This is a genomic window from Pseudomonas sp. SbOxS1 (assembly GCF_013416725.1).
Classification (GTDB): domain Bacteria; phylum Pseudomonadota; class Gammaproteobacteria; order Pseudomonadales; family Pseudomonadaceae; genus Aquipseudomonas.
This window is the reverse complement of record NZ_JAAVXC010000032.1, coordinates 217,296-236,937: the sequence shown is the minus strand read 5'-3', so window position 1 is coordinate 236,937 and position 19,642 is coordinate 217,296. Positions and strand designations below refer to the sequence as shown.

At 59.2% G+C, this 19,642-nt stretch carries 19 protein-coding genes and 1 tRNA gene; 8 read left to right on the top strand and 12 right to left on the bottom strand.

Features of this window, described 5'->3' with window-relative positions:
• Positions 1-4 precede the first annotated feature (4 nt).
• On the top strand, positions 5-823 hold the full coding sequence (gene suhB, locus HFK74_RS25215; protein ID WP_008057724.1) for an inositol-phosphate phosphatase: 819 nt from the start codon (positions 5-7) through the stop codon (positions 821-823).
• 239 nt (positions 824-1,062) lie between these two features.
• On the opposite strand, the gene HFK74_RS25210 is transcribed toward suhB, so the two are convergent.
• From HFK74_RS25210 to queA, 6 genes are all read right to left on the bottom strand, one after another.
• On the bottom strand, positions 1,063-1,614 hold the full coding sequence (locus tag HFK74_RS25210; RefSeq protein ID WP_180205847.1) for a glycine zipper 2TM domain-containing protein: 552 nt from the start codon (positions 1,612-1,614) through the stop codon (positions 1,063-1,065).
• Between the two features lie 118 nt (positions 1,615-1,732).
• Positions 1,733-2,647 (bottom strand): protein translocase subunit SecF, encoded by a 915-nt coding sequence (gene secF / locus HFK74_RS25205; protein WP_180205846.1) that lies wholly within the window; start codon positions 2,645-2,647, stop codon positions 1,733-1,735.
• A 9-nt stretch (positions 2,648-2,656) separates the two neighbouring features.
• Positions 2,657-4,525, bottom strand: coding sequence for a protein translocase subunit SecD (gene secD, locus HFK74_RS25200; RefSeq protein WP_180205845.1), 1,869 nt, complete (start codon positions 4,523-4,525; stop codon positions 2,657-2,659).
• A gap of 63 nt (positions 4,526-4,588) precedes the next feature.
• Positions 4,589-4,924 carry a preprotein translocase subunit YajC gene (gene yajC, locus HFK74_RS25195; RefSeq protein WP_007956696.1) on the bottom strand — a complete coding sequence of 112 codons (336 nt, stop codon included), beginning with the start codon at positions 4,922-4,924 and terminating at the stop codon, positions 4,589-4,591.
• Between the two features lie 43 nt (positions 4,925-4,967).
• Entirely contained in the window at positions 4,968-6,083 is a 1,116-nt protein-coding gene (gene tgt, locus HFK74_RS25190; RefSeq protein ID WP_162135911.1) for a tRNA guanosine(34) transglycosylase Tgt, read from the bottom strand.
• 14 nt (positions 6,084-6,097) lie between these two features.
• On the bottom strand, positions 6,098-7,147 hold the full coding sequence (queA, locus tag HFK74_RS25185) for a tRNA preQ1(34) S-adenosylmethionine ribosyltransferase-isomerase QueA (RefSeq protein WP_008020244.1): 1,050 nt from the start codon (positions 7,145-7,147) through the stop codon (positions 6,098-6,100).
• Between the two features lie 105 nt (positions 7,148-7,252).
• On the opposite strand from queA, the gene HFK74_RS25180 reads away from it, so the two are divergent.
• A tRNA-Leu gene (locus tag HFK74_RS25180) sits at positions 7,253-7,337 on the top strand.
• A gap of 158 nt (positions 7,338-7,495) precedes the next feature.
• The gene (locus HFK74_RS25175; protein WP_180205844.1) at positions 7,496-7,825 is read left to right on the top strand and encodes a hypothetical protein; all 330 of its coding nucleotides are present in this window, start codon (positions 7,496-7,498) and stop codon (positions 7,823-7,825) included.
• A 187-nt stretch (positions 7,826-8,012) separates the two neighbouring features.
• On the opposite strand, the gene HFK74_RS25170 is transcribed toward HFK74_RS25175, so the two are convergent.
• The 4 genes from HFK74_RS25170 to HFK74_RS25155 all read right to left on the bottom strand — a co-directional run bounded on the left by HFK74_RS25170 (position 8,013) and on the right by HFK74_RS25155 (position 11,269).
• Positions 8,013-8,756, bottom strand: a complete 744-nt coding sequence (locus HFK74_RS25170; RefSeq protein ID WP_257230420.1) for a hypothetical protein — start codon at positions 8,754-8,756, stop codon at positions 8,013-8,015.
• Positions 8,757-8,909: 153 nt separating this feature from the next.
• Positions 8,910-9,296, bottom strand: a complete 387-nt coding sequence (locus HFK74_RS25165) for a hypothetical protein (RefSeq protein ID WP_180205901.1) — start codon at positions 9,294-9,296, stop codon at positions 8,910-8,912.
• A gap of 192 nt (positions 9,297-9,488) precedes the next feature.
• Positions 9,489-9,872: a hypothetical protein gene (locus tag HFK74_RS25160; RefSeq protein ID WP_180205843.1), complete on the bottom strand. Its 384-nt coding sequence runs from the start codon at positions 9,870-9,872 to the stop codon at positions 9,489-9,491.
• On the bottom strand, positions 9,869-11,269 hold the full coding sequence (locus HFK74_RS25155; RefSeq protein WP_180205842.1) for a PAAR domain-containing protein: 1,401 nt from the start codon (positions 11,267-11,269) through the stop codon (positions 9,869-9,871). The genes HFK74_RS25160 and HFK74_RS25155 overlap by 4 nt, the downstream gene beginning before the upstream one ends.
• Positions 11,270-11,383: 114 nt before the next feature.
• Between HFK74_RS25155 and HFK74_RS25150 the strand changes: the two genes are divergently transcribed.
• From HFK74_RS25150 to HFK74_RS25130, 5 genes are all read left to right on the top strand, one after another.
• Positions 11,384-11,713, top strand: coding sequence for a hypothetical protein (locus HFK74_RS25150; RefSeq protein WP_180205841.1), 330 nt, complete (start codon positions 11,384-11,386; stop codon positions 11,711-11,713).
• 392 nt (positions 11,714-12,105) lie between these two features.
• Positions 12,106-12,582, top strand: coding sequence for a formate dehydrogenase subunit gamma (locus tag HFK74_RS25145; protein WP_180205840.1), 477 nt, complete (start codon positions 12,106-12,108; stop codon positions 12,580-12,582).
• On the top strand, positions 12,582-14,138 hold the full coding sequence (locus HFK74_RS25140) for an NADH-quinone oxidoreductase subunit NuoF (RefSeq protein WP_180205839.1): 1,557 nt from the start codon (positions 12,582-12,584) through the stop codon (positions 14,136-14,138). The genes HFK74_RS25145 and HFK74_RS25140 overlap by 1 nt, the downstream gene beginning before the upstream one ends.
• The gene (gene fdhF, locus HFK74_RS25135) at positions 14,135-17,017 is read left to right on the top strand and encodes a formate dehydrogenase subunit alpha (protein WP_180205838.1); all 2,883 of its coding nucleotides are present in this window, start codon (positions 14,135-14,137) and stop codon (positions 17,015-17,017) included. The genes HFK74_RS25140 and fdhF overlap by 4 nt, the downstream gene beginning before the upstream one ends.
• On the top strand, positions 17,014-17,235 hold the full coding sequence (locus HFK74_RS25130) for a formate dehydrogenase subunit delta (RefSeq protein WP_008057665.1): 222 nt from the start codon (positions 17,014-17,016) through the stop codon (positions 17,233-17,235). Before fdhF ends, HFK74_RS25130 begins: the two co-directional genes overlap by 4 nt.
• A gap of 117 nt (positions 17,236-17,352) precedes the next feature.
• Here the strand turns inward: HFK74_RS25130 and HFK74_RS25125 are convergent, their stop codons facing one another.
• Positions 17,353-18,348: an asparaginase gene (locus HFK74_RS25125; RefSeq protein WP_180205837.1), complete on the bottom strand. Its 996-nt coding sequence runs from the start codon at positions 18,346-18,348 to the stop codon at positions 17,353-17,355.
• 77 nt (positions 18,349-18,425) lie between these two features.
• Positions 18,426-19,625, bottom strand: a complete 1,200-nt coding sequence (locus HFK74_RS25120; protein WP_180205836.1) for a hypothetical protein — start codon at positions 19,623-19,625, stop codon at positions 18,426-18,428.
• Positions 19,626-19,642: the final 17 nt, after the last annotated feature.

The following is a 19,642-nucleotide window of genomic DNA, read 5'->3' as shown; positions in this document are numbered from 1 at the left end:
ATCCATGCAGCCCATGCTGAATATCGCGCTGCGCGCCGCCCGCAGCGCCAGTGAATTGATCTTCCGCTCCATCGAGCGCCTGGATACCATCAAGGTCGACGAAAAAGACGCCAAGGATTACGTATCCGAGGTGGACCGCGCCGCTGAACAGAAAATCATCGACGCGCTGCGCAAGGCGTACCCGAACCACTCGATCCTGGGTGAAGAGACCGGCATGCACGCCGGTTCCGGCATCGAAGGCGAAGAGTACCTGTGGATCATCGATCCGCTGGACGGCACCACCAACTTCCTGCGCGGCATTCCTCACTTTGCTGTCAGCATCGCCTGCAAATACCGCGGTCGCCTGGAACACGCTGTTGTCCTGGACCCGGTTCGCCAGGAAGAATTCACCGCCAGCCGTGGTCGCGGCGCCCAACTGAACGGTCGTCGCCTGCGCGTCAGCGGTCGCACCAGCCTGGACGGCGCCCTGCTGGGTACCGGCTTCCCGTTCCGTGACGACCAGATGGACAACCTCGACAACTACCTGGGCATGTTCCGCGCCCTGGTGGGCCAGACTGCCGGCATCCGCCGCGCTGGCTCGGCGAGCCTGGACCTGGCCTACGTGGCTGCCGGCCGTTTCGACGCCTTCTGGGAGTCGGGCCTGTCCGAGTGGGACATGGCGGCAGGCGCCCTGCTGATCCAGGAAGCTGGCGGCCTGGTGAGCGACTTCACCGGCGGTCACGACTTCCTTGAAAAAGGCCACGTCGTTGCCGGCAACACCAAGTGCTTCAAGGCAGTCCTGACGGCCATCCAGCCGCACCTGCCAGCCTCGCTGAAGCGCTAAGCCCCCAAGCGACAGAAAAAGCACCCTTCGAGGTGCTTTTTTTATGCCTGGAATTCACCGCAGCCCCCTGTAGGAGTGAGCCTGCTCGCGATAGCGGTGTATCAGCCAGCATTTATTTTGAATGAAAGACCGCTATCGCGAGCAGGCTCACTCCTACAAGGGGTTTGCGGTGACGCTTGAATCGTGCGCACAAAAAAGCACCCCGCAGGGTGCTTCTTTTTGAATCTGGCTTCAGCGGATCAATGCGCCTGCTGATTCTCCGTCAAGATCAACTTGCCCTCTTTATCCACAGGGATCTGGTTCCCCGGATCGCGATCCATCCGCACCTTGCCTTCCTTGCCATCCAGCGAATAACGCACGTCGTAACCGACCACCTTGTCACTGATGTCATTCACCGTATTACAACGGGTCTGGGTCGTGGTGTAGGTGTCACGCTCCTGCATGCCTTCCTGAACCTTGTTACCGGCATAACCACCACCGACAGCGCCTGCAACCGTGGCAATCTTCTTGCCGGTGCCGCCGCCAATCTGGTTACCCAGCAAACCACCCGCCAGCGCACCTACCACGGTACCGGCGATCTGGTGTTGATCTTTGACCGGCGCTTGCCGGGTGACCGCTACATCCTTGCACACTTCACGTGGAGTCTTGATTTGTGTCTTGATCGGTTCAACGGCGAGCACTTGCGCATACTCAGGGCCGTTATCTTTAACCAGGCTGTAGGTGGCCACAGCACCGCCGGCAGTCACACCGACAGCACCCAGTACAGCACCAACCAGCATCGACTTGTTCACATGAACCTCCTTACCATCACAGGCGGGATTAACCGCGCTTCTCCTAGCCTTGGAGCATAAAAAAAGGCGCGAGTTCAACTCGCGCCTTTTTTGACTACATCGCTGAGGGAAGCCTCCTTCAAGGACGGTCGTCGACTTCCTTCTCGGTGTTGGCCGCAGGAATCAGGTCTTCGGAGCTCAGGTTCAGCCAGATCAGCACCACGTTGGCGATGTAGATCGACGAGTAGGTACCCGCCAGAACACCGATGAACAGGGCGATGGAGAAGCCGAACAGGTTGTCGCCACCGAAGAACAACAGGGCCGCGATCGCCAGCAAGGTGGAGATCGAGGTGGCCATGGTGCGCAGCAGGGTTTGCGTGGTCGAGATGTTGATGTTCTCGATCAGGCTGGCCTTGCGCAGTACACGGAAGTTCTCACGAACCCGGTCGAATACCACGATGGTGTCGTTGAGCGAGTAACCGATGATCGCCAGCACCGCCGCCAGCACCGTCAGGTCGAAGGTGATCTGGAAGAACGACAGGATACCGATGGTCACGATCACGTCGTGGATCAGGGAAACGATCGCACCGACCGCAAACTTCCACTGAAAGCGGAACGCCAGGTAGATCAGGATGCCGCCCAGCGCCATCAGCATGCCGAGGCCGCCCTGGTCGCGCAGTTCTTCACCCACCTGCGGGCCGACGAACTCGACGCGCTTGACCGTCGCCGGGTTTTCGCCGCCGACTTTCTGCAGCGCTTCAGCCACCTGGTGACCCAGTTGCGGGTCTTCACCAGGCATACGCACCAGCAGATCGGTAGTAGCACCGAAGTTCTGCACGATGGCTTCGTGATAACCGGCGGTAACCAGTTGCTCACGCACCTTGGTGACATCGGCCGGACGCTCGTAGGTCAGCTCGATGAGCGTACCGCCGGTGAAGTCCAGGCCCCAGTTCATGCCCTTGGTGGCGACGCTGAACAAGGCCAGCACGGTAAGGAACAATGTGACGCCGAACGCAAAGTTGCGAACGCCCATGAAGTTGATTGTACGTAACATGGCAGCCCCTTAAATCCACAACTTCTTGAAGTCACGTCCGCCGAAGATCAGGTTGACCATCGCGCGGGTCACCATGATGGCCGTGAACATCGAGGTAAAGATCCCGAGGGACATGGTCACTGCGAAGCCCTTGACCGGGCCGGTGCCCATGGCAAACAGGATGCCGCCGACCAGCAACGTGGTCAGGTTGGCGTCGAGAATCGCGGTGAATGCCCGGCCGAAGCCTTCGTTGATTGCGCGCTGCACGGTCATGCCGGCGGCGATCTCTTCACGAATCCGCGAGAAGATCAGCACGTTGGCGTCGACCGCCATGCCCATCGTCAACACGATACCGGCGATACCCGGCAGGGTCAGCGTTGCCCCCAGCAGCGACATCAGGGCCAGCAGCATCACCATGTTCACCGCCAGTGCGACGGTGGCGATGATGCCGAAGAAGCGGTAGATGGCGATGATGAACAGCGAGACGAACAGCATGCCCCACAACGAAGCATCGATACCCTTGGTGATGTTGTCCGCACCCAGGCTCGGGCCGATAGTGCGTTCTTCAGCAAAGTACATCGGTGCAGCCAGGCCACCGGCACGCAGCAGCAGCGCCAGTTCGGACGACTCGCCCTGGCCGTTGAGGCCGGTGATACGGAATTGCGCACCCAGCGGCGACTGGATGGTCGCCAGGCTGATGATTTTCTTCTCTTCCTTGAACGACTGCACCGCCACGTCTTTCTCGACGCCATCAACCACTTGCTTGGTGTAAGTGGTGACTGGACGCTGCTCAATGAAGATCACCGCCATGCTGCGGCCGACGTTCGAACGGGTCGCGCGGCTCATCAGCTCGCCACCATGACCATCCAGGCGGATGTTCACTTCAGGCGTACCGTGCTCGCCGAAACCAGCCTTGGCGTCAGTCACCTGGTCACCGGTGATGATCAGGCCACGCTCGATCAGCGCAGGAGGACGCTTGCCCTCACGGAACTCGAAGGACTCGGAAGTGGCTTTCGAAGCACCCGGCTCAGCCGCCAGGCGGAATTCCAGGTTGGCCGTCTTGCCGAGGATACGCTTGGCTTCGGCGGTGTCCTGCACGCCCGGCAGCTCAACCACGATGCGGTTGGCGCCCTGACGTTGGACGATAGGTTCGGCAACACCCAGCTCGTTGACGCGGTTACGTACCGTGGTCAAGTTCTGCTTGATGGAGTATTCGCGGATTTCCGCCAGCTTGGCCGGGGTCATCGCCAGACGCAGCACCGGTTGGCCATTGAGGTCGGCCGGAACAATGTCGAAATCGTTGAAGTTCTTGCGGATGATCGTACGGGCCTGTTCGCGGGACGCTTCATCACTGAAACCCAGCTGAATGGCGCCGTTAAGTTGCGGCAGGCTGCGATAGCGCAGTTTCTCTTTACGCAACAGGCTCTTTACATCGCCTTCGTACACTTTCAAGCGTGCGTCCAGGGCTTTGTCCATGTCCACTTCCAGCAGGAAGTGCACACCACCGGACAAGTCCAGGCCCAGCTTCATCGGGTGCGCGCCCAGGCTGCGCAGCCATTGCGGGGTGGTTTGCGCCAGGTTCAGTGCAACGACGTAGTCATCACCCAATGCCTTGCGCACGACGTCTTTGGCCGGCAGCTGGTCTTCAGCCTTGGTCAGGCGAATCAAGCCGCCCTTGCCGTTGGCAGCCAGGGTGGCAGCCTTGACGTTGATCCCGGATTCCTTGAGCGCAGCGCTCACACGGTCCAGATCAGCCTGATTGACCTGCAGTGCAGTGCTTGCACCGCTGACCTGAATGGCCGGGTCATCAGGATAAAGATTGGGAGCGGAATAAATCAGACCGATCGCCAGCACCGCCAGGATCAGAATGTATTTCCACAGAGGGTATTTGTTCAGCATCACGCCGCCCGCTTATGACGCGGGGCGCCTTGCGCGCCCCGTCGATTGAGTAGAAGTTGAAACTTAGATCGCTTTGAGCGTGCCTTTTGGCAGCGTGGCGGCGATGGCGCCCTTCTGGAACTTCATTTCGACGGTGTCGGAAACTTCCAGGACCACGAAATCGTCGGCCACTTTGGTGATCTTGCCGGCGATGCCGCCGGTGGTCACGACTTCGTCGCCTTTCTGCAGGCTGCTCAGCAGGTTTTTCTGCTCTTTGGCGCGCTTGGCCTGTGGACGCCAGATCATCAGGTAGAAGATGACCAGGAAGCCGACCAGGAAAATCCACTCAAAGCCGCCGCCCATCGGGGCTGCAGCAGGTGCTGCAGCGTCTGCCATGGCATTAGAGATAAAAAAGCTCATTTAGCACTCCAGTTGCAAATGTTGAATCTTGGGGTCAGAAAACTCAGTCCAAAGGCGGAACGGGTAGCCCGCGTTTGGCGTAGAAGGCATCGACAAAGGCGGCCAATGTACCCTGTTGAATAGCCTCGCGCAAACCAGCCATAAGCACTTGATAATGACGCAAGTTATGGATGGTATTGAGCATGCTCCCCAGCATTTCGCCGCACTTGTCCAGGTGATGCAGATAAGCGCGGGAGAAGTTCTGGCAGGTATAGCAATCGCAGGTCGGATCCAGCGGCGAATCATCATGGCGATGGAACGCGTTACGGATCTTGATCACGCCGGTATCGATGAACAGATGCCCATTGCGGGCATTACGGGTTGGCATCACGCAATCGAACATGTCCACACCGCGGCGCACACCCTCCACCAGATCTTCCGGTTTGCCAACGCCCATAAGGTAACGAGGTTTGTCAGCCGGCATCTGGGCTGGCAGATAATCCAGCACCTTGATCATTTCATGCTTGGGCTCGCCCACCGACAGACCGCCGATGGCCAGGCCGTCGAAGCCGATCTTGTCGAGGCCTTCCAGGGAGCGCATGCGCAAATCCTGGTGCATGCCGCCCTGAACGATACCGAACAGCGCCGCCGTGTTGTCGGCATGGGCGTTTTTCGAGCGCTGGGCCCAACGCAGCGACAACTCCATGGACACGCGAGCGACGTCTTCGTCGGCCGGGTACGGCGTGCATTCGTCGAAAATCATCACGATGTCCGAGCCCAGGTCGCGCTGGACCTGCATCGACTCTTCCGGGCCCATGAACACCTTGGCGCCGTCGACCGGGGAGGCGAAAGTCACGCCCTCCTCCTTGATCTTGCGCATGGCGCCCAGGCTGAACACCTGGAAACCACCGGAGTCGGTCAAAATCGGGCCTTTCCACTGCATGAAATCGTGCAGGTCGCCGTGCTTCTTGATCACTTCCATGCCCGGGCGCAGCCACAGGTGGAAGGTGTTGCCCAGAATGATTTCAGCGCCAGTGGCCTCGATATCCCGCGGCAACATGCCCTTGACCGTGCCGTAGGTGCCCACCGGCATGAAAGCCGGGGTCTCGACGGTACCGCGCGGGAAGGTCAAACGACCGCGACGAGCCTTGCCGTCAGTAGCAAGTAACTCAAACGACATACGACATTGGCGACTCATTCTTTGTCCTCAGGGCCACGTGGTGCGGGGTTACGGGTGATAAACATCGCATCACCGTAGCTGAAAAAGCGGTATTCGTTGTCGACGGCGGCCTTATAGGCGGCCATGGTTTCCGGATAACCGGCAAACGCCGAGACCAGCATCAACAACGTGGATTCAGGCAAATGGAAATTGGTGACCAGGGCATCGACCACATGAAACGGCCGGCCCGGGTAGATGAAAATGTCGGTGTCGCCGCTGAACGGCTTGAGCACGCCATCGCGGGCAGCGCTTTCCAGGGAACGCACACTGGTGGTCCCCACCGCCACCACACGACCGCCGCGCGCACGACAGGCGGCAACCGCATCCACCACGTCCTGGCCGACTTCCAGCCATTCGCTGTGCATGTGGTGGTCTTCGATCTTCTCGACCCGCACCGGCTGGAACGTGCCAGCACCCACGTGCAAGGTCACGAACGCCGTCTCGACGCCCTTGGCGGCAATCGCCTCCATCAGCACCTGATCGAAATGCAGCCCCGCCGTCGGCGCCGCCACCGCGCCCAAACGCTCGGCGTAGACGGTCTGGTAACGCTCGCGGTCCGCGCCTTCGTCCGGGCGGTCTATATAAGGAGGCAGCGGCATGTGCCCAACGCGGTCGAGCAGCGGCAACACCTCTTCGGCAAAGCCCAGCTCGAACAACGCATCGTGGCGCGCCAGCATCTCAGCCTCGCCACCGCCGTCGATCAAAATCTTCGACCCAGGCTTGGGCGACTTGCTGGAACGCACATGGGCCAGCACGCGATGACTGTCCAGCACCCGCTCCACCAGGATTTCCAGCTTGCCGCCGGAAGCCTTCTGGCCAAACAGCCGCGCCGGGATCACCCGGGTATTGTTGAACACCATCAAATCGCCAGGGCGCAAATGCTCCAGCAAATCAGTGAATTGACGGTGTGCCAGGGCGCCGCTGACCCCATCCAGGGTCAACAGGCGACTACCGCGACGCTCGGCCAAAGGGTGGCGGGCGATCAGCGAATCAGGAAGCTCGAAAGTAAAGTCAGCAACGCGCATGATGGGGTTCGTCTAGCAGGGCCGGGAAGTCTAGCGGAAATATCAAAAATTCTCCATGTACCTGATTGACCGACGGTTATCTCATCTCTATACTCCGCGGCCATTGCCCTGATGGCGGAATTGGTAGACGCGGCGGATTCAAAATCCGTTTTCGAAAGGAGTGGGAGTTCGAGTCTCCCTCGGGGCACCAAAATTAAGAAAGGTCTTGCTTAGCAAGGCCTTTTTTTTCGCCTGTCAAAAAGTGACCGGTACGCCGCCGACCTGTAGGAGTCGGCTTGCCGGCGAAGCTTTTGACCCTCCTCCTCCACACCACCCGCACCGCCGGAACATTTCACAAGGACTCCCCCCATGGAATCGCACCTGGAAACCGTCGCCCTCTTCTCCCTCAAGCTGGCTTACGAGTCGGAAGGTTCAAGCCCGATTTTGCGGGATGATTTGGTGATGGGGGATTACCAGCGGGATGTGTTTGAGTTGCTGGTGCGGCGGGGGGATGTTGAGGGGATTCAGGTGAAGGTGGGTGAGTGCGTGGGGTTGGCGTTGGAGGCTGTTGGGGGTGTGGATAAGCCGTTGGGGCGGGAGTTGCGGAGGTTGGCGGGGGAATTTGCCAGCACTCAGACGATGGTGCAGCTTGATGCCCCGCTTGTTGCGCTCAAGGATTACCTGAAAGAGATTCAATGAATGACTGCGTGCGACCTAAAAACGGGAATGCCCGTAGCAGGGCCAAAGCTGGTCGCCATGTGTTCATCCAATAATAAATCCGTCCCCTTTTCCCTTCCGACTCCGTGTTTCCCTCATGAAAATTCCTTAACCCCTGATGAACAACCTAAACAGTTCATTAGGGAGTAATGATTTTGGTGGGGTTGGCTTACGCAGATGAAGTTGTGACTACGGCAGACCGGGTATGCCGCGCGAGTACCTCGGCACTGTCCCGCGGGGTTCCCTGAATAGACTCCTCCAGGTCACAGACTGCCATGTCTAGATAGCGTTTTACCCACCCCCTCTCATAGGCCGTGCTGTGAATGCCGTCCAAAACCATCCCATAGATGAAAAGCGCGACGATGCACAGCATCACAAATACCCAGCCCTTGCCCAACGTAAAGAATGTTGTAGCTTTGATGACCTCGGCGCAAAGGGCAATCATAAAGGCAATGAGCGAGGCAAAACCCAGGTTCTGCGACAGCGCTGGGCGTGCCGGTTTGCCTGTCAGGTCCGCATAGGCCGATAACTCCCGGAGCTTCGCGACCGTGTAGCCCTCATTGCGTAGCGCCTCCAGAAAAAAGGCATAGCAAAGGATATTTTCCTTTCCCAGTGAGGACTGACGGTCGATGGCATGTTCGGCGAACTGTCGCGGATAAACGATGCGAAGCGCTTTGAGGCGAGTGAAGTAGAGCGCGAGTGCCCAAGGAAGGAGGGCTATGTAGGCGTAGGGAATCAGTGCCGGGTTCTTGATGCCCAAGCCGGCGAACACAACGAGCAGTATCGTTGAAGCTGCAGTCGTCCACATGGGCCATAACCTGCGAGCATTTTCGCGTTTGAACAATAGTTTGTTAGGTTGTTTTCGACTGTACTTGTAGAGGACCTTGAGGTCAGCCCACTCTATGAGTTTCATGATCATTCCTTATCTTCAGAGTCGAGAGGGCAAAAAGGGGACGACCGCAAAATTGGATCTATTCTCATACGGTGTACGGACAATCTGCCCATTTTTCCAATTGCCCCCTTTCTCCTACTCCATTTTCCGCAGTGAACTTCACTCCAAACATTGTTAAACGAAGCCAAGTGCGCTAACTACAAAAAGCCCAAGCAATAGAACAATAAAAAATGCCCCACTCCAATGCAAAACAATTAGTTTGCGTCTGAGGTTCCCAAGAAAGCTTTGCAGGTCCTTAGCACTGGCTCCGCCATCGCGAAGATACACATTAGGCATAGTCATAACGCCCATCATTGCAGCCAGAACGAACAGCCTTCCCCAAGCACCCCCATTCTTAAATTGAGCCCTAACCATAATAGATGGGCAGTTTTTCAAGTGATCCAGCATCATATCCATTTTGGTGTAGGCCAAATGCAACGCCACACAAAGGAAAATGAGAAGACCGCTAAAACCAATTATGCTGATACACAGAAATATCTTTTGCGCGACACTCACGCTCATTTCAGGGTCTCGTAAATTATTTCGCCAGTTTTTTTCACCCGTCTTGCCGAGGGCAAACCCTACAGCCAAGCGTCCTATTGCCAATACAAATCAACATACCTAAATTTCTGAGCTTGCAGTTTAGTTCTCGGTAGCTGGCTAGCCTTAAGCCAGCCAGCCACCGATCAGACACAACATAGATCCACAGCCACATTACTTGAGCACTCCTGACTCCCACAATGAAACCAGGAACACCAAAGTGGTGAGCAACCCTATTACACTCCATTGCAAAATAATTAATTTGCGCCTAAATGGAAGTGGAAAGTTCTCGACATCTTCAGCACTGGCTATTCCGCGCTTTATAAAAAAGCGAGGGAAGGTGACAACACCGGCTATGCCACCTACCAACTGAAGTTTTCCAAATGGGCCCTTATGCTTGTTTGTATATAGCGTTATAAGCGAAGAGCTTCTTTTGAAATACGCCGACATCTCTTCGCCTTTGGTGTAGCCAAGATATAGGGTAATCCCAATCCAAATGTACAATCCGACGAGCATTACGCCGCATAAACTACCGACAACCAATTCAGCGTCCGTCATTTCGTAGACTCATAGATAACCTCCCCCATAAACTCACCGCCCTTCGCACCATAATGGCTGCCAGCATAAGAACCGACCCCAACTACGGCGACACCGCACACCAACGCCCCTACTACTCCCATTCCAATACAAAGCCCACCGACAATAGGGGCGGATAACAGGCCACCAACAGCGGCGCCACCGCCGACCCCGCCAGCAAAACTTCCCGCCTCAGTGAATTTAACCCGTTCGCAAGCCTCAGTATTCCCTGCCGTACATACATCCTGCACCTTCATGGCCGACGCACCTCCTCCGACCGCAGTGCCGACCCAACCACCGTATTTGAGGTATTTGGAAGCCCTGGCCACCCCCTCCAGATGAGTGGCATATCCCGGCATCCGCCCTACCCCGCCGGCTTCCGTCCAGCGGTGAACCAGAGTGGGAGGCGAGAGGAACATGGCACGATTCAAATTGGGGTGGTCGGGGAAGCCGATACCTTTGCGCGTCAGGCTTGTCAGGTGGATATCGAGTTGAGCGAGCAGCTTTTGGCGCTCTGCCAGAAACGTCGGTGTGCTCAGGTGACCATCGCGCAGGAATGAATGCTGATGCAACGTTTCGATTTTTTTCAGGGTGTCGCTGACGTTATCCAGATTGTTTTTGAGAACACTCGCGCCAACGCCGATTGCGATCGAGCCATGGCCCAGGAAAGTCTGGATGGCATCACGGTGCTGCACCATGAAATCCGCTTCTTCGGGACTGAGCGTTTCAATGATCTGGTTGGTCTTGGCTGCCACGTCCATGAGCAGGGCTTCTTCACGGGTGCACTGGTAGTTGTTGGGGTCGCCCAGCACGATCATCGAACCGGCTTTCACATCGCGCAGGTTGGGATTGAGCAGCTTGAATTTGCCCATCACCGCCGGGTCACGGAGGGTGAATAAGGAGACTTCAAGCTGTTCGCGGGTGGTGCTCTTGGGGACGACGTAGAAGCCTGGTTCCTGGGTTGCTGCGCTGCCCAGGGGCACTGGCTTGGGAGTGTTCGACGCAGACGCGAAACCGGCTGAACGTGGTGCTGCCGGATTGCTGGCGAGAGGTGTGGTCGGTTGGGGCGCGGCCCTTGCGGGCTGGGGCGCGGCGCTGCTGCGCGACTCATAAGTGGCGGTAAACACCGAGGGGATCAACCTGGCTCTGCACGGGCAAGTGCTGAAGCTGTCCAGCGAGCCCGCCACGATCCTGCCATGACTGTTGATGTAGGAGACGCCTCCCACGATGGTGTAGGTTTCGTCGTTTTTGCCGCAGGAAACGCGGTCGCCTTCCCGAGCATGGGCGATGCCAAACATCATGACCCGTGTGTCGGCCTCCAAAACCTGGCCACCGCAAGTGGTCTTGTCACCCAGGCGAATGAAATGTCCTTGTGCCATTGCTGATCTCCCTCTCTGCTGGCGCCCCAGATAGCGCACCACTGTTAACGATCGATAAGCCGACTCGGATTGAGTGGCTTAACGCAAAGTACGTGGACAGAGAGGAAACTCAAGATGGCCGAGAAAATCAGGAAATATCCCACAAGTCATGCAGAAAAAGGCGACAAAAATGGAGATAGAGAAAATACCCATTCGTGCTTAACTCGTAAAAAAGTTCAAAAAATGGACATTCAAAACGAAACATCCTTCGCCCCATCATCTCCTCTGCGGCAGGTCATGGCGGCTGATTCAGCATTAGTGGTGGTTGGGCTGGCGTTATCGCCAGCAGGCTGGCTCCCACAGGGGGGGCTGTGTGGTGGTTGGGATTTTGGGTTGGCCACGAGATTTTCGGGGCTTTTTTGTATTTGGGACAGAGTGAAAGGCTTCCAGTTTGTAGCGGAATAGATCAGCCCATCTGCTCCGTAGAATTACCCACAGTTCTGATGCTTCTTCCCACCTTCAATGCTTGCTATACATCCCCCATCGACAAGCCCTTCTGGCATTAGGCCAGTGGATGAACGCCCCTTGCGGCACTCATCTAGACTTAATGCATAGTCGTAGGCAGAACCGAGCACGTCGCTTTGGTGCAGTTCCATCAACAGCCGCGTGGCAAGCTGCCCTTTATGCCCAGTCGAGGTGCGGCGAAGACCGTGCCGGGCGCACAAGATGCCCGCTCAGGGTGCCCTGGCCAACGGCCTGAAAATGCCACGATACCGTGACGTGGTGTGAGTGCCGCAGCCGACACTTTCGGACGACCGACGACCTTCTGGTTTGTCCGTGACCGTGAGGATTGCTGAATGCCTGATGTTGAGTTGCACCTGCCTGTGGTCAACACCCTGTTGGAGCGCCATAAGGGCACTCCCGGCGCCCTGTTGCCGATTCTTCATGATATTCAGGAACGCATTGGTTACATCCCCGATGCGGCCGTACCCGAGATTGCCCATGCCCTCAATCTGAGTCAGGCGGAGGTTCGCGGGGTGATCAGTTTTTACCATGACTTTCGTACCTCGCCGCCGGCCCGCCATATTCTGCGGTTGTGCCGCGCCGAGTCGTGCCAGAGCCGTGGGGCCGAGCAGTTGGCCGCGCAGTTGCGTGAGCGGCTGCAACTGGATGATCACGGCAGCAGCGCCGATGGCAGCATCAGTTTGCGCCCCGTTTATTGCCTGGGGGCCTGTGCCTGTTCGCCGGCCCTGGAGCTGGATGGTCGGGTGCATGCGCGGCTCAGTGCCGAGCGCCTGGACGCGTTGCTCGATGCTTGCCGGGAGGACGCGTGATGCCGACTCTGTATCTGCCTTGTGATTCTATTGCCCGTGCCGTGGGGGCCGATGAGGTATCCACCGCGCTGATCACTCAGGCCAAAGCACTTAATCTGCCGCTGGAGCTTCAACGCACGAGCTCGCGCGGCTTGTACTGGTTGGAGCCGCTGCTGGAAGTGGACAGCCCGCAAGGTCGGATCGGTTTTGGCCCGTTGACCGCAGACGATGTGCCGTCAGTGCTCGATGCGCTGCAAAAAGACGCCAGCCATCCCCTGGCTCTGGGCCTGGTGGAAGAGCTGCCTTATCTCAAATCCCAACAACGCCTGCTGTTCGCCCGCGCCGGTATTACCCGGCCGTTGTCGCTGGACGACTACCGCGCACACGGCGGTTTCGAAGGCCTGACAAGGGCCGTCGCCATGGGTGGCGAGCAGACCGCGACGGCGGTGTTCGATTCCGGCTTGCGTGGCCGTGGCGGCGCGGCCTTCCCCGCCGGGATCAAATGGCGCACGGTGCGTGGCACCCAGGCCGCGCAGAAGTACATTGTGTGCAACGCCGACGAAGGCGACTCCGGCACTTTCGCCGACCGCATGTTGATGGAAGGCGACCCCTTTTTGCTGATCGAAGGCATGGCCATTGCCGGCATTACCGTCGGCGCCACCTTCGGCTACATCTATGTTCGCTCGGAATATCCAGACTCCGTGGCCACTCTGCGCCAGGCGCTGAACATCGCACGTGAAGCAGGTTATCTGGGCGCCAATGTCGGCGGCAGCGGCCAGGCCTTCGATATGGAAGTGCGCGTCGGTGCCGGCGCCTACATCTGCGGTGAAGAAACCGCGTTGCTGGACTCTCTGGAAGGCAAGCGTGGGATCGTCCGCGCCAAGCCGCCGATCCCCGCGTTGCAAGGCCTGTTCGGCCAGCCGACGCTGGTGCACAACGTGCTGACGTTGGCCTCGGTGCCGCTGATTCTGGCCAAGGGTGCGCAGTTCTATCGTGATTACGGCATGGGCCGTTCCCTGGGCACCATGCCCTTCCAGTTGGCGGGCAATATTCGTCACGGCGGTCTGGTGGAACGGGCCTTTGGCCTGACCCTGCGCGAGCTGGTGGAAGACTACGGCGGCGGTACCGCCAGTGGCCGGCCGCTGAAGGCCGCGCAAGTTGGCGGCCCCCTCGGTGCTTGGGTGCCGCCTTCGCAATTCGATACGCCGCTGGATTACGAGGCCTTCGCCGCCATCGGCGCGATGCTCGGTCACGGTGGTGTGGTGGTGGCGGATGACACATTGGACATGGCCCACATGGCCCGTTTTGCCATGCAGTTCTGCGCCGAGGAATCCTGCGGCAAATGCACCCCCTGCCGCATCGGTTCGACCCGGGGCGTGGAGGTGATCGACCGTCTGCTGGCCGCGCCAGATCAGGCAGCTCGTGATCAGCAGGTGATCATCCTCAAGGACCTGTGCGACACGCTGCAATACGGTTCGCTGTGCGCATTGGGCGGCATGACCTCCTATCCGGTCGCCAGTGCCCTCAAGTACTTCCCCGCCGACTTCGGTCTGCAAGCCTCGGAGGCCGAGCAATGATCACTGTATTCGATCCGAAAACCGATATCGATCTGGGCACGCCGGCCCGCGAGAGCCAGGTGCAAGTCACCCTGAACATCGACGGCCGCAGCATCAGCGTGCCCGAAGGCACCTCGGTGATGCGCGCCGCGGCGCTGCTGGGCACCACTATTCCCAAACTTTGTGCCACCGACAGCCTGGAAGCCTTTGGCTCCTGCCGCATGTGCCTGGTGGAGATCGACGGCATGCGCGGCTATCCCGCGTCCTGCACCACGCCGGTCACCGAAGGCATGAGCGTGCACACCCAGACGCCGAAGCTCGCGACCCTGCGCCGCAACGTGATGGAGCTGTACATCTCCGATCACCCGCTGGACTGCCTGACCTGCTCGGCCAACGGCAACTGCGAGCTGCAAACCGTCGCCGGCCAGGTTGGCCTGCGCGAGGTGCGTTACGGCTATGAAGGCGAGAACCATCTGGAGGACGTGAAAGACACCTCCAACCCCTACTTCGACTACGACCCGAGCAAGTGCATCGTCTGCAACCGCTGCGTGCGCGCCTGCGAAGAAACCCAGGGCACCTTTGCCCTGACCATTACCGGGCGCGGTTTTGAATCCCGTGTGGCCGCTGCCGGCGGGGATAACTTCCTCGATTCGGAATGTGTGTCCTGCGGCGCCTGTGTACAAGCCTGCCCTACCGCGACGCTGATGGAAAAAAGCGTGGTCGAGTTGGGCCAGCCGGAACGCAGCGTGATCACCACTTGCGCCTATTGCGGCGTGGGCTGCTCGTTCCGCGCCGAGATGAAAGGCGACCAACTGGTGCGCATGGTTCCGGACAAGAACGGCCAGGCCAACCACGGCCACTCCTGCGTCAAGGGGCGCTTTGCCTGGGGCTATGCAACCCACCCGGATCGCATCACCAAGCCGATGATCCGCAAGCACATCAACGACCCGTGGCAGGAGGTCAGCTGGGATGAGGCGGTGACCTACGCCGCCAGCGAATTCCGTCGATTGCAGCAAAAATACGGTCGCGACTCCATCGGTGGCATCACCTCCAGCCGCTGCACCAACGAAGAAACCTATCTGGTGCAAAAACTGGTGCGCGCCGCGTTCGGCAACAACAACGTCGACACCTGTGCGCGGGTCTGCCACTCGCCGACCGGTTATGGCCTGAAGCAAACCCTGGGCGAGTCCGCCGGCACCCAGAGTTTCGACTCGGTGATGCAGGCCGACGTGATCCTGGTGATGGGCGCCAACCCCAGCGATGCCCACCCGGTTTTCGCCTCGCAGCTCAAACGCCGCCTGCGTGAAGGCGCGCGGCTGATCGTCATCGACCCACGGCGCATTGACCTGGTGGACTCGGTGCACGCCCGCGCCGAATATCATTTGGCCCTGCGCCCCGGCACCAACGTCGCCATGCTCAACGCCTTGGCCCATGTGATCATCACCGAAGACCTGCAAGACCAGCCCTTCATCGACGCCCGTTGCGAGGGTAACGATTTCGCCCGCTGGAGCGAGTTTGTCAGCCGTGCGGAAAACTCGCCGGAAGCCCTTGCCCCTGTCTGCGGGGTAGACCCTGCCGACATCCGCGCCGCCGCTCGACTGTACGCCACCGGCGGCAACGCCGCGATCTATTACGGCCTGGGCGTCACCGAGCACAGCCAGGGCAGTACCGCGGTGATGGGCATCGCCAACCTGGCCATGGCCACCGGCAACATCGGCCGCGAAGGCGTGGGCGTGAACCCGCTGCGGGGGCAGAACAACGTTCAGGGCTCCTGCGATATGGGCTCCTTCCCTCACGAATTGCCTGGCTATCGGCACATCTCCAACGAAACGGTGCGCACGCAGTTCGAACAGGCGTGGAACGTCACCTTGCAACCGGATCCGGGCCTGCGCATTCCCAACATGTTCGAGTCGGCGCTGGCCGGCAGTTTCAAGGGCCTGTACTGCCAGGGCGAAGACATCGCCCAGAGCGACCCGAATACCCAGCACGTCACCGCGGCGCTGTCGGCCATGGAATGCGTGGTGGTGCAGGACATTTTCCTCAACGAAACCGCCAAGTTCGCCCACGTGTTCCTGCCGGGCGCTTCGTTCCTGGAAAAGGACGGCACCTTCACCAACGCCGAGCGGCGTATTTCGCGGGTACGCAAGGTCATGGATCCCCTGGGCGGCAAGGCCGACTGGGAAGGCACCGTGGCCCTGGCCAACGCCTTGGGCTATCCGATGAACTACAAACATCCATCGGAAATCATGGATGAAATCGCCAGCCTGACGCCGACCTTCACCAACGTCAGCTACGCCGAGCTGGATCGTCACGGCAGCCTGCAATGGCCGTGCAACGCCGAAGCACCGGACGGCACGCCGACCATGCACATCGAGCAGTTCGTGCGCGGCAAGGGGCGCTTCATGCTCACCGGTTATGTGCCCACCGAGGAGAAGGTCAACAGCCGTTATCCGCTGCTGCTGACCACCGGGCGCATCCTCAGCCAATACAACGTCGGCGCCCAGACCCGGCGTACCGAGAACGTCGCTTGGCACGATGAAGACCGCCTGGAAATCCACCCGACCGACGCCGAGAGCCGTGGCATCAACGAAGGCGACTGGGTCGGCATCGGCAGTCGCGCCGGGCAGACCGTGCTGCGTGCGCGGGTCACCGAACGGGTCGCGCCGGGCGTGGTGTACACCACCTTCCACTTCCCGGAATCGGGGGCCAACGTGATCACCACCGACAACTCCGACTGGGCCACCAACTGCCCGGAGTACAAGGTCACCGCCGTGGAAGTCAGCCGCGTGTACCACCCTTCGGAGTGGCAAAAACGCTTCCAGGAATTCACCGACGAACAGCACCGTTTGCTCAAGGAACGCCGTCAGGCCCGTGGCGATAAAGCGGAGGTGCGCCGATGAGTACTGAAAACCTGATCAAGATGGCCAACCAGATCGCCCAGTACTTCGCCAGCGAGCCGGACCGGCAACTGGGGGTGCTCGGTGTGCGTAATCATCTGCAGATGTACTGGACGCCGGGTATGCGCAAGGAGTTGCTGGCCTGGCAGACGGCGCATCAGGGCGCGGACTTGCACCCACTGGCGCAAGAGGCGGTCAGTGGGGCGGGCTGGGAGGCTTAGCCCGCTGGCGGAAAACCTGTAGGAGCGAGCCTGCTCGCGATAGCGGCGTATCAGCCACCGCAAATGCTGAATGTTAAGCCGCCATCGCGAGCAGGCTCGCTCCCACAGGGTTATGTATCAATTTTGAATGCGGCTTTCGTCTTTGAGGTACCGCGATAACTCATGTTGCCGCTGACAGCCAAGCAGCAGCCAAAGCAGGATCCTGGCTTTACGCGGACATAGAAATCCCGCCATCGATGCCCCCTTGCGAATCAGATCCATCTCACTGCCGTTAAAACCATAACTGGCTTGCGCGGTAGAGCCGGAACCAGTGCGGGTCGCAATGATCACCGGGATTTTTTCGGCGATGTGCTCGATCACTGTCACCCAGCTCTGCGAGACATGCCCGGCGCCGAAACCGGCGATCACCAGCCCGTCATAGCCGAGTGCAAGGATGTTTTCCAGAATCATAGTGTCGGCCGAGAGGGATGCCTCAAGCATCACGACCTTATGTGTTGTCTGGTGCGGCAGGGGTAAAACCGTACGCTGAGCCGGCGGGCGCAGATAGTGAACGCGGTCTTCCACCATCAAGCCTGCAGGCCCCACGATCGGAGAGGCAAACGCCTGCAACGCCAGCGAATCGATTTTGCGCACGCTTCTCGCTTGATGAATCTCCCCGTTCATCACGACCTGAACACCGCGCCGCCGGCTGTTCTCGGCCAACGCGACGCGGCATGCATCCAGGAGATTCGCCGGCCCCTCGGCCCCTGGCTGTGCGGCCGAGCGCATCGCGCCGGTCAGCACCAGAGGTGTGTCGTGGGGCCACAGGTAATCGAAAAACGCCGCCGTTTCTTCGAGTGTGTCGGTGCCTTGGGTCAGCACGACACCCACGGCGCCTTGTGTGATTTGAAGTTTTGCCCAAGACAATACGTTCAGTAAAAAATCGAACTCCAGTGAAGCGCTGGGAAGCAGTCCAAGGGTTTCAACGTTCACCCGGGCAAGCGTCGTCAATTGCGGTACGGACGCCAGTAGAGTCTCGCCGCTGACGGTCGGGATAACGCCTTCGCCGGCATTCCTGGCTTGCATGCTCACCGTGCCGCCGAGCGCCGCGATGGCCAGTTTTGGCAGATCCATGTGATACCTCGCGTATTCGGAAAGAGAAGCGGCTGTACCCGGTTCCGCACGGGGTACAGCCGAAAGGCAGGTGGCATTTACTGCGCGATAAGGACGCCGATCAGTGGCACGATCAGCAACGTGCTGATGGCCATGGACAGGACATTGCCGATATAGGCATGCATGTCGGCCGGTAATCGCCTGGAAATCGCCCGGGCCAGGGGTGGTGCGATCAACGCCCCCAGCAATGCACTCGAACCGATCACCAGCCAGCTGCCGCCATGGGTCAGAATCGCGGCGGGTACCACTGACACCAGTGGCACGTAGGTGGGGTACCAGCCGTGCGACATACATTGTCGACGCCAGATCAGCACCCCTATGGCGGAGGTCAGTGCCTGTGCCGCGATGATGTGCAGCAACAGGCCCGAACCATACGCCGGACTCATCGGGTTCAAGGTGTAAGCCAGCAATACCCCCAGTAACAAACCGAGGCTGGCCAGTTCATTGCCGAAGAATGGCGCTTCGGAAAAGTCTGCCAGGACCCGGCGTATGCTCCAGACCACTCCGTAATCGGGTGTTTTGGTGACGGATACGGGAGGTGAAGACGGGGGTGTCCCGGTATGTCCGGACTTCATCAGGTTCGGCCGGTAGCGGCAGAGCAGAAATGCCGCGACACTGGCGACTGCCATGCCCAGAACATTGCCGATCACCGCTGGCAACCCCAACGGATTGCACACGTAATTGACGATCAGCAGGCACATGGGTGTGACGAGTACGGCACCCATGATTGCGCCGTTGATCGTGACCTTCCAGCCACCGCCGAACATCAGCACCATCGCCGCTGGCAGCGAGACAAACGCGGCAAATGTCGGTTGCCAGCTAGTGGCGGTCACCGTCCACCCCCAGAGCACGTTACTCAGCAGCAGGCCGAGCAGTGAACTGGTGATCAGCCACGGCCAGAGCCCGGTGCCATAGGAAATGCTGAAGCCTTGCCAGGCTCTTCCCGTTCGATTCGCCCAGTAGGCGAGATAGGCACCCGCCAACAATCCGATCGAGGCGAACTCGTGTTTGTAGAATGCCACCTCGCTGATGTCTCCAAGCAGCCAGCGCAACCAGGCACTTGGCTGCGGAAGGCTCGACACCATGTCGCTGTAACCTGGCCAATGGGCGGACCAGAGCGAACGGTTGGTGAATGAAAGCCAGATAATCAGCAGTGTCGCGCCGATCATCAGCAGGATGACCGCCACATCGAATGGCGATCTTTGGGCAAACCGGATTTTATCGGTTGTGGTTTCCATGAGTCAGGTCCCCCCTT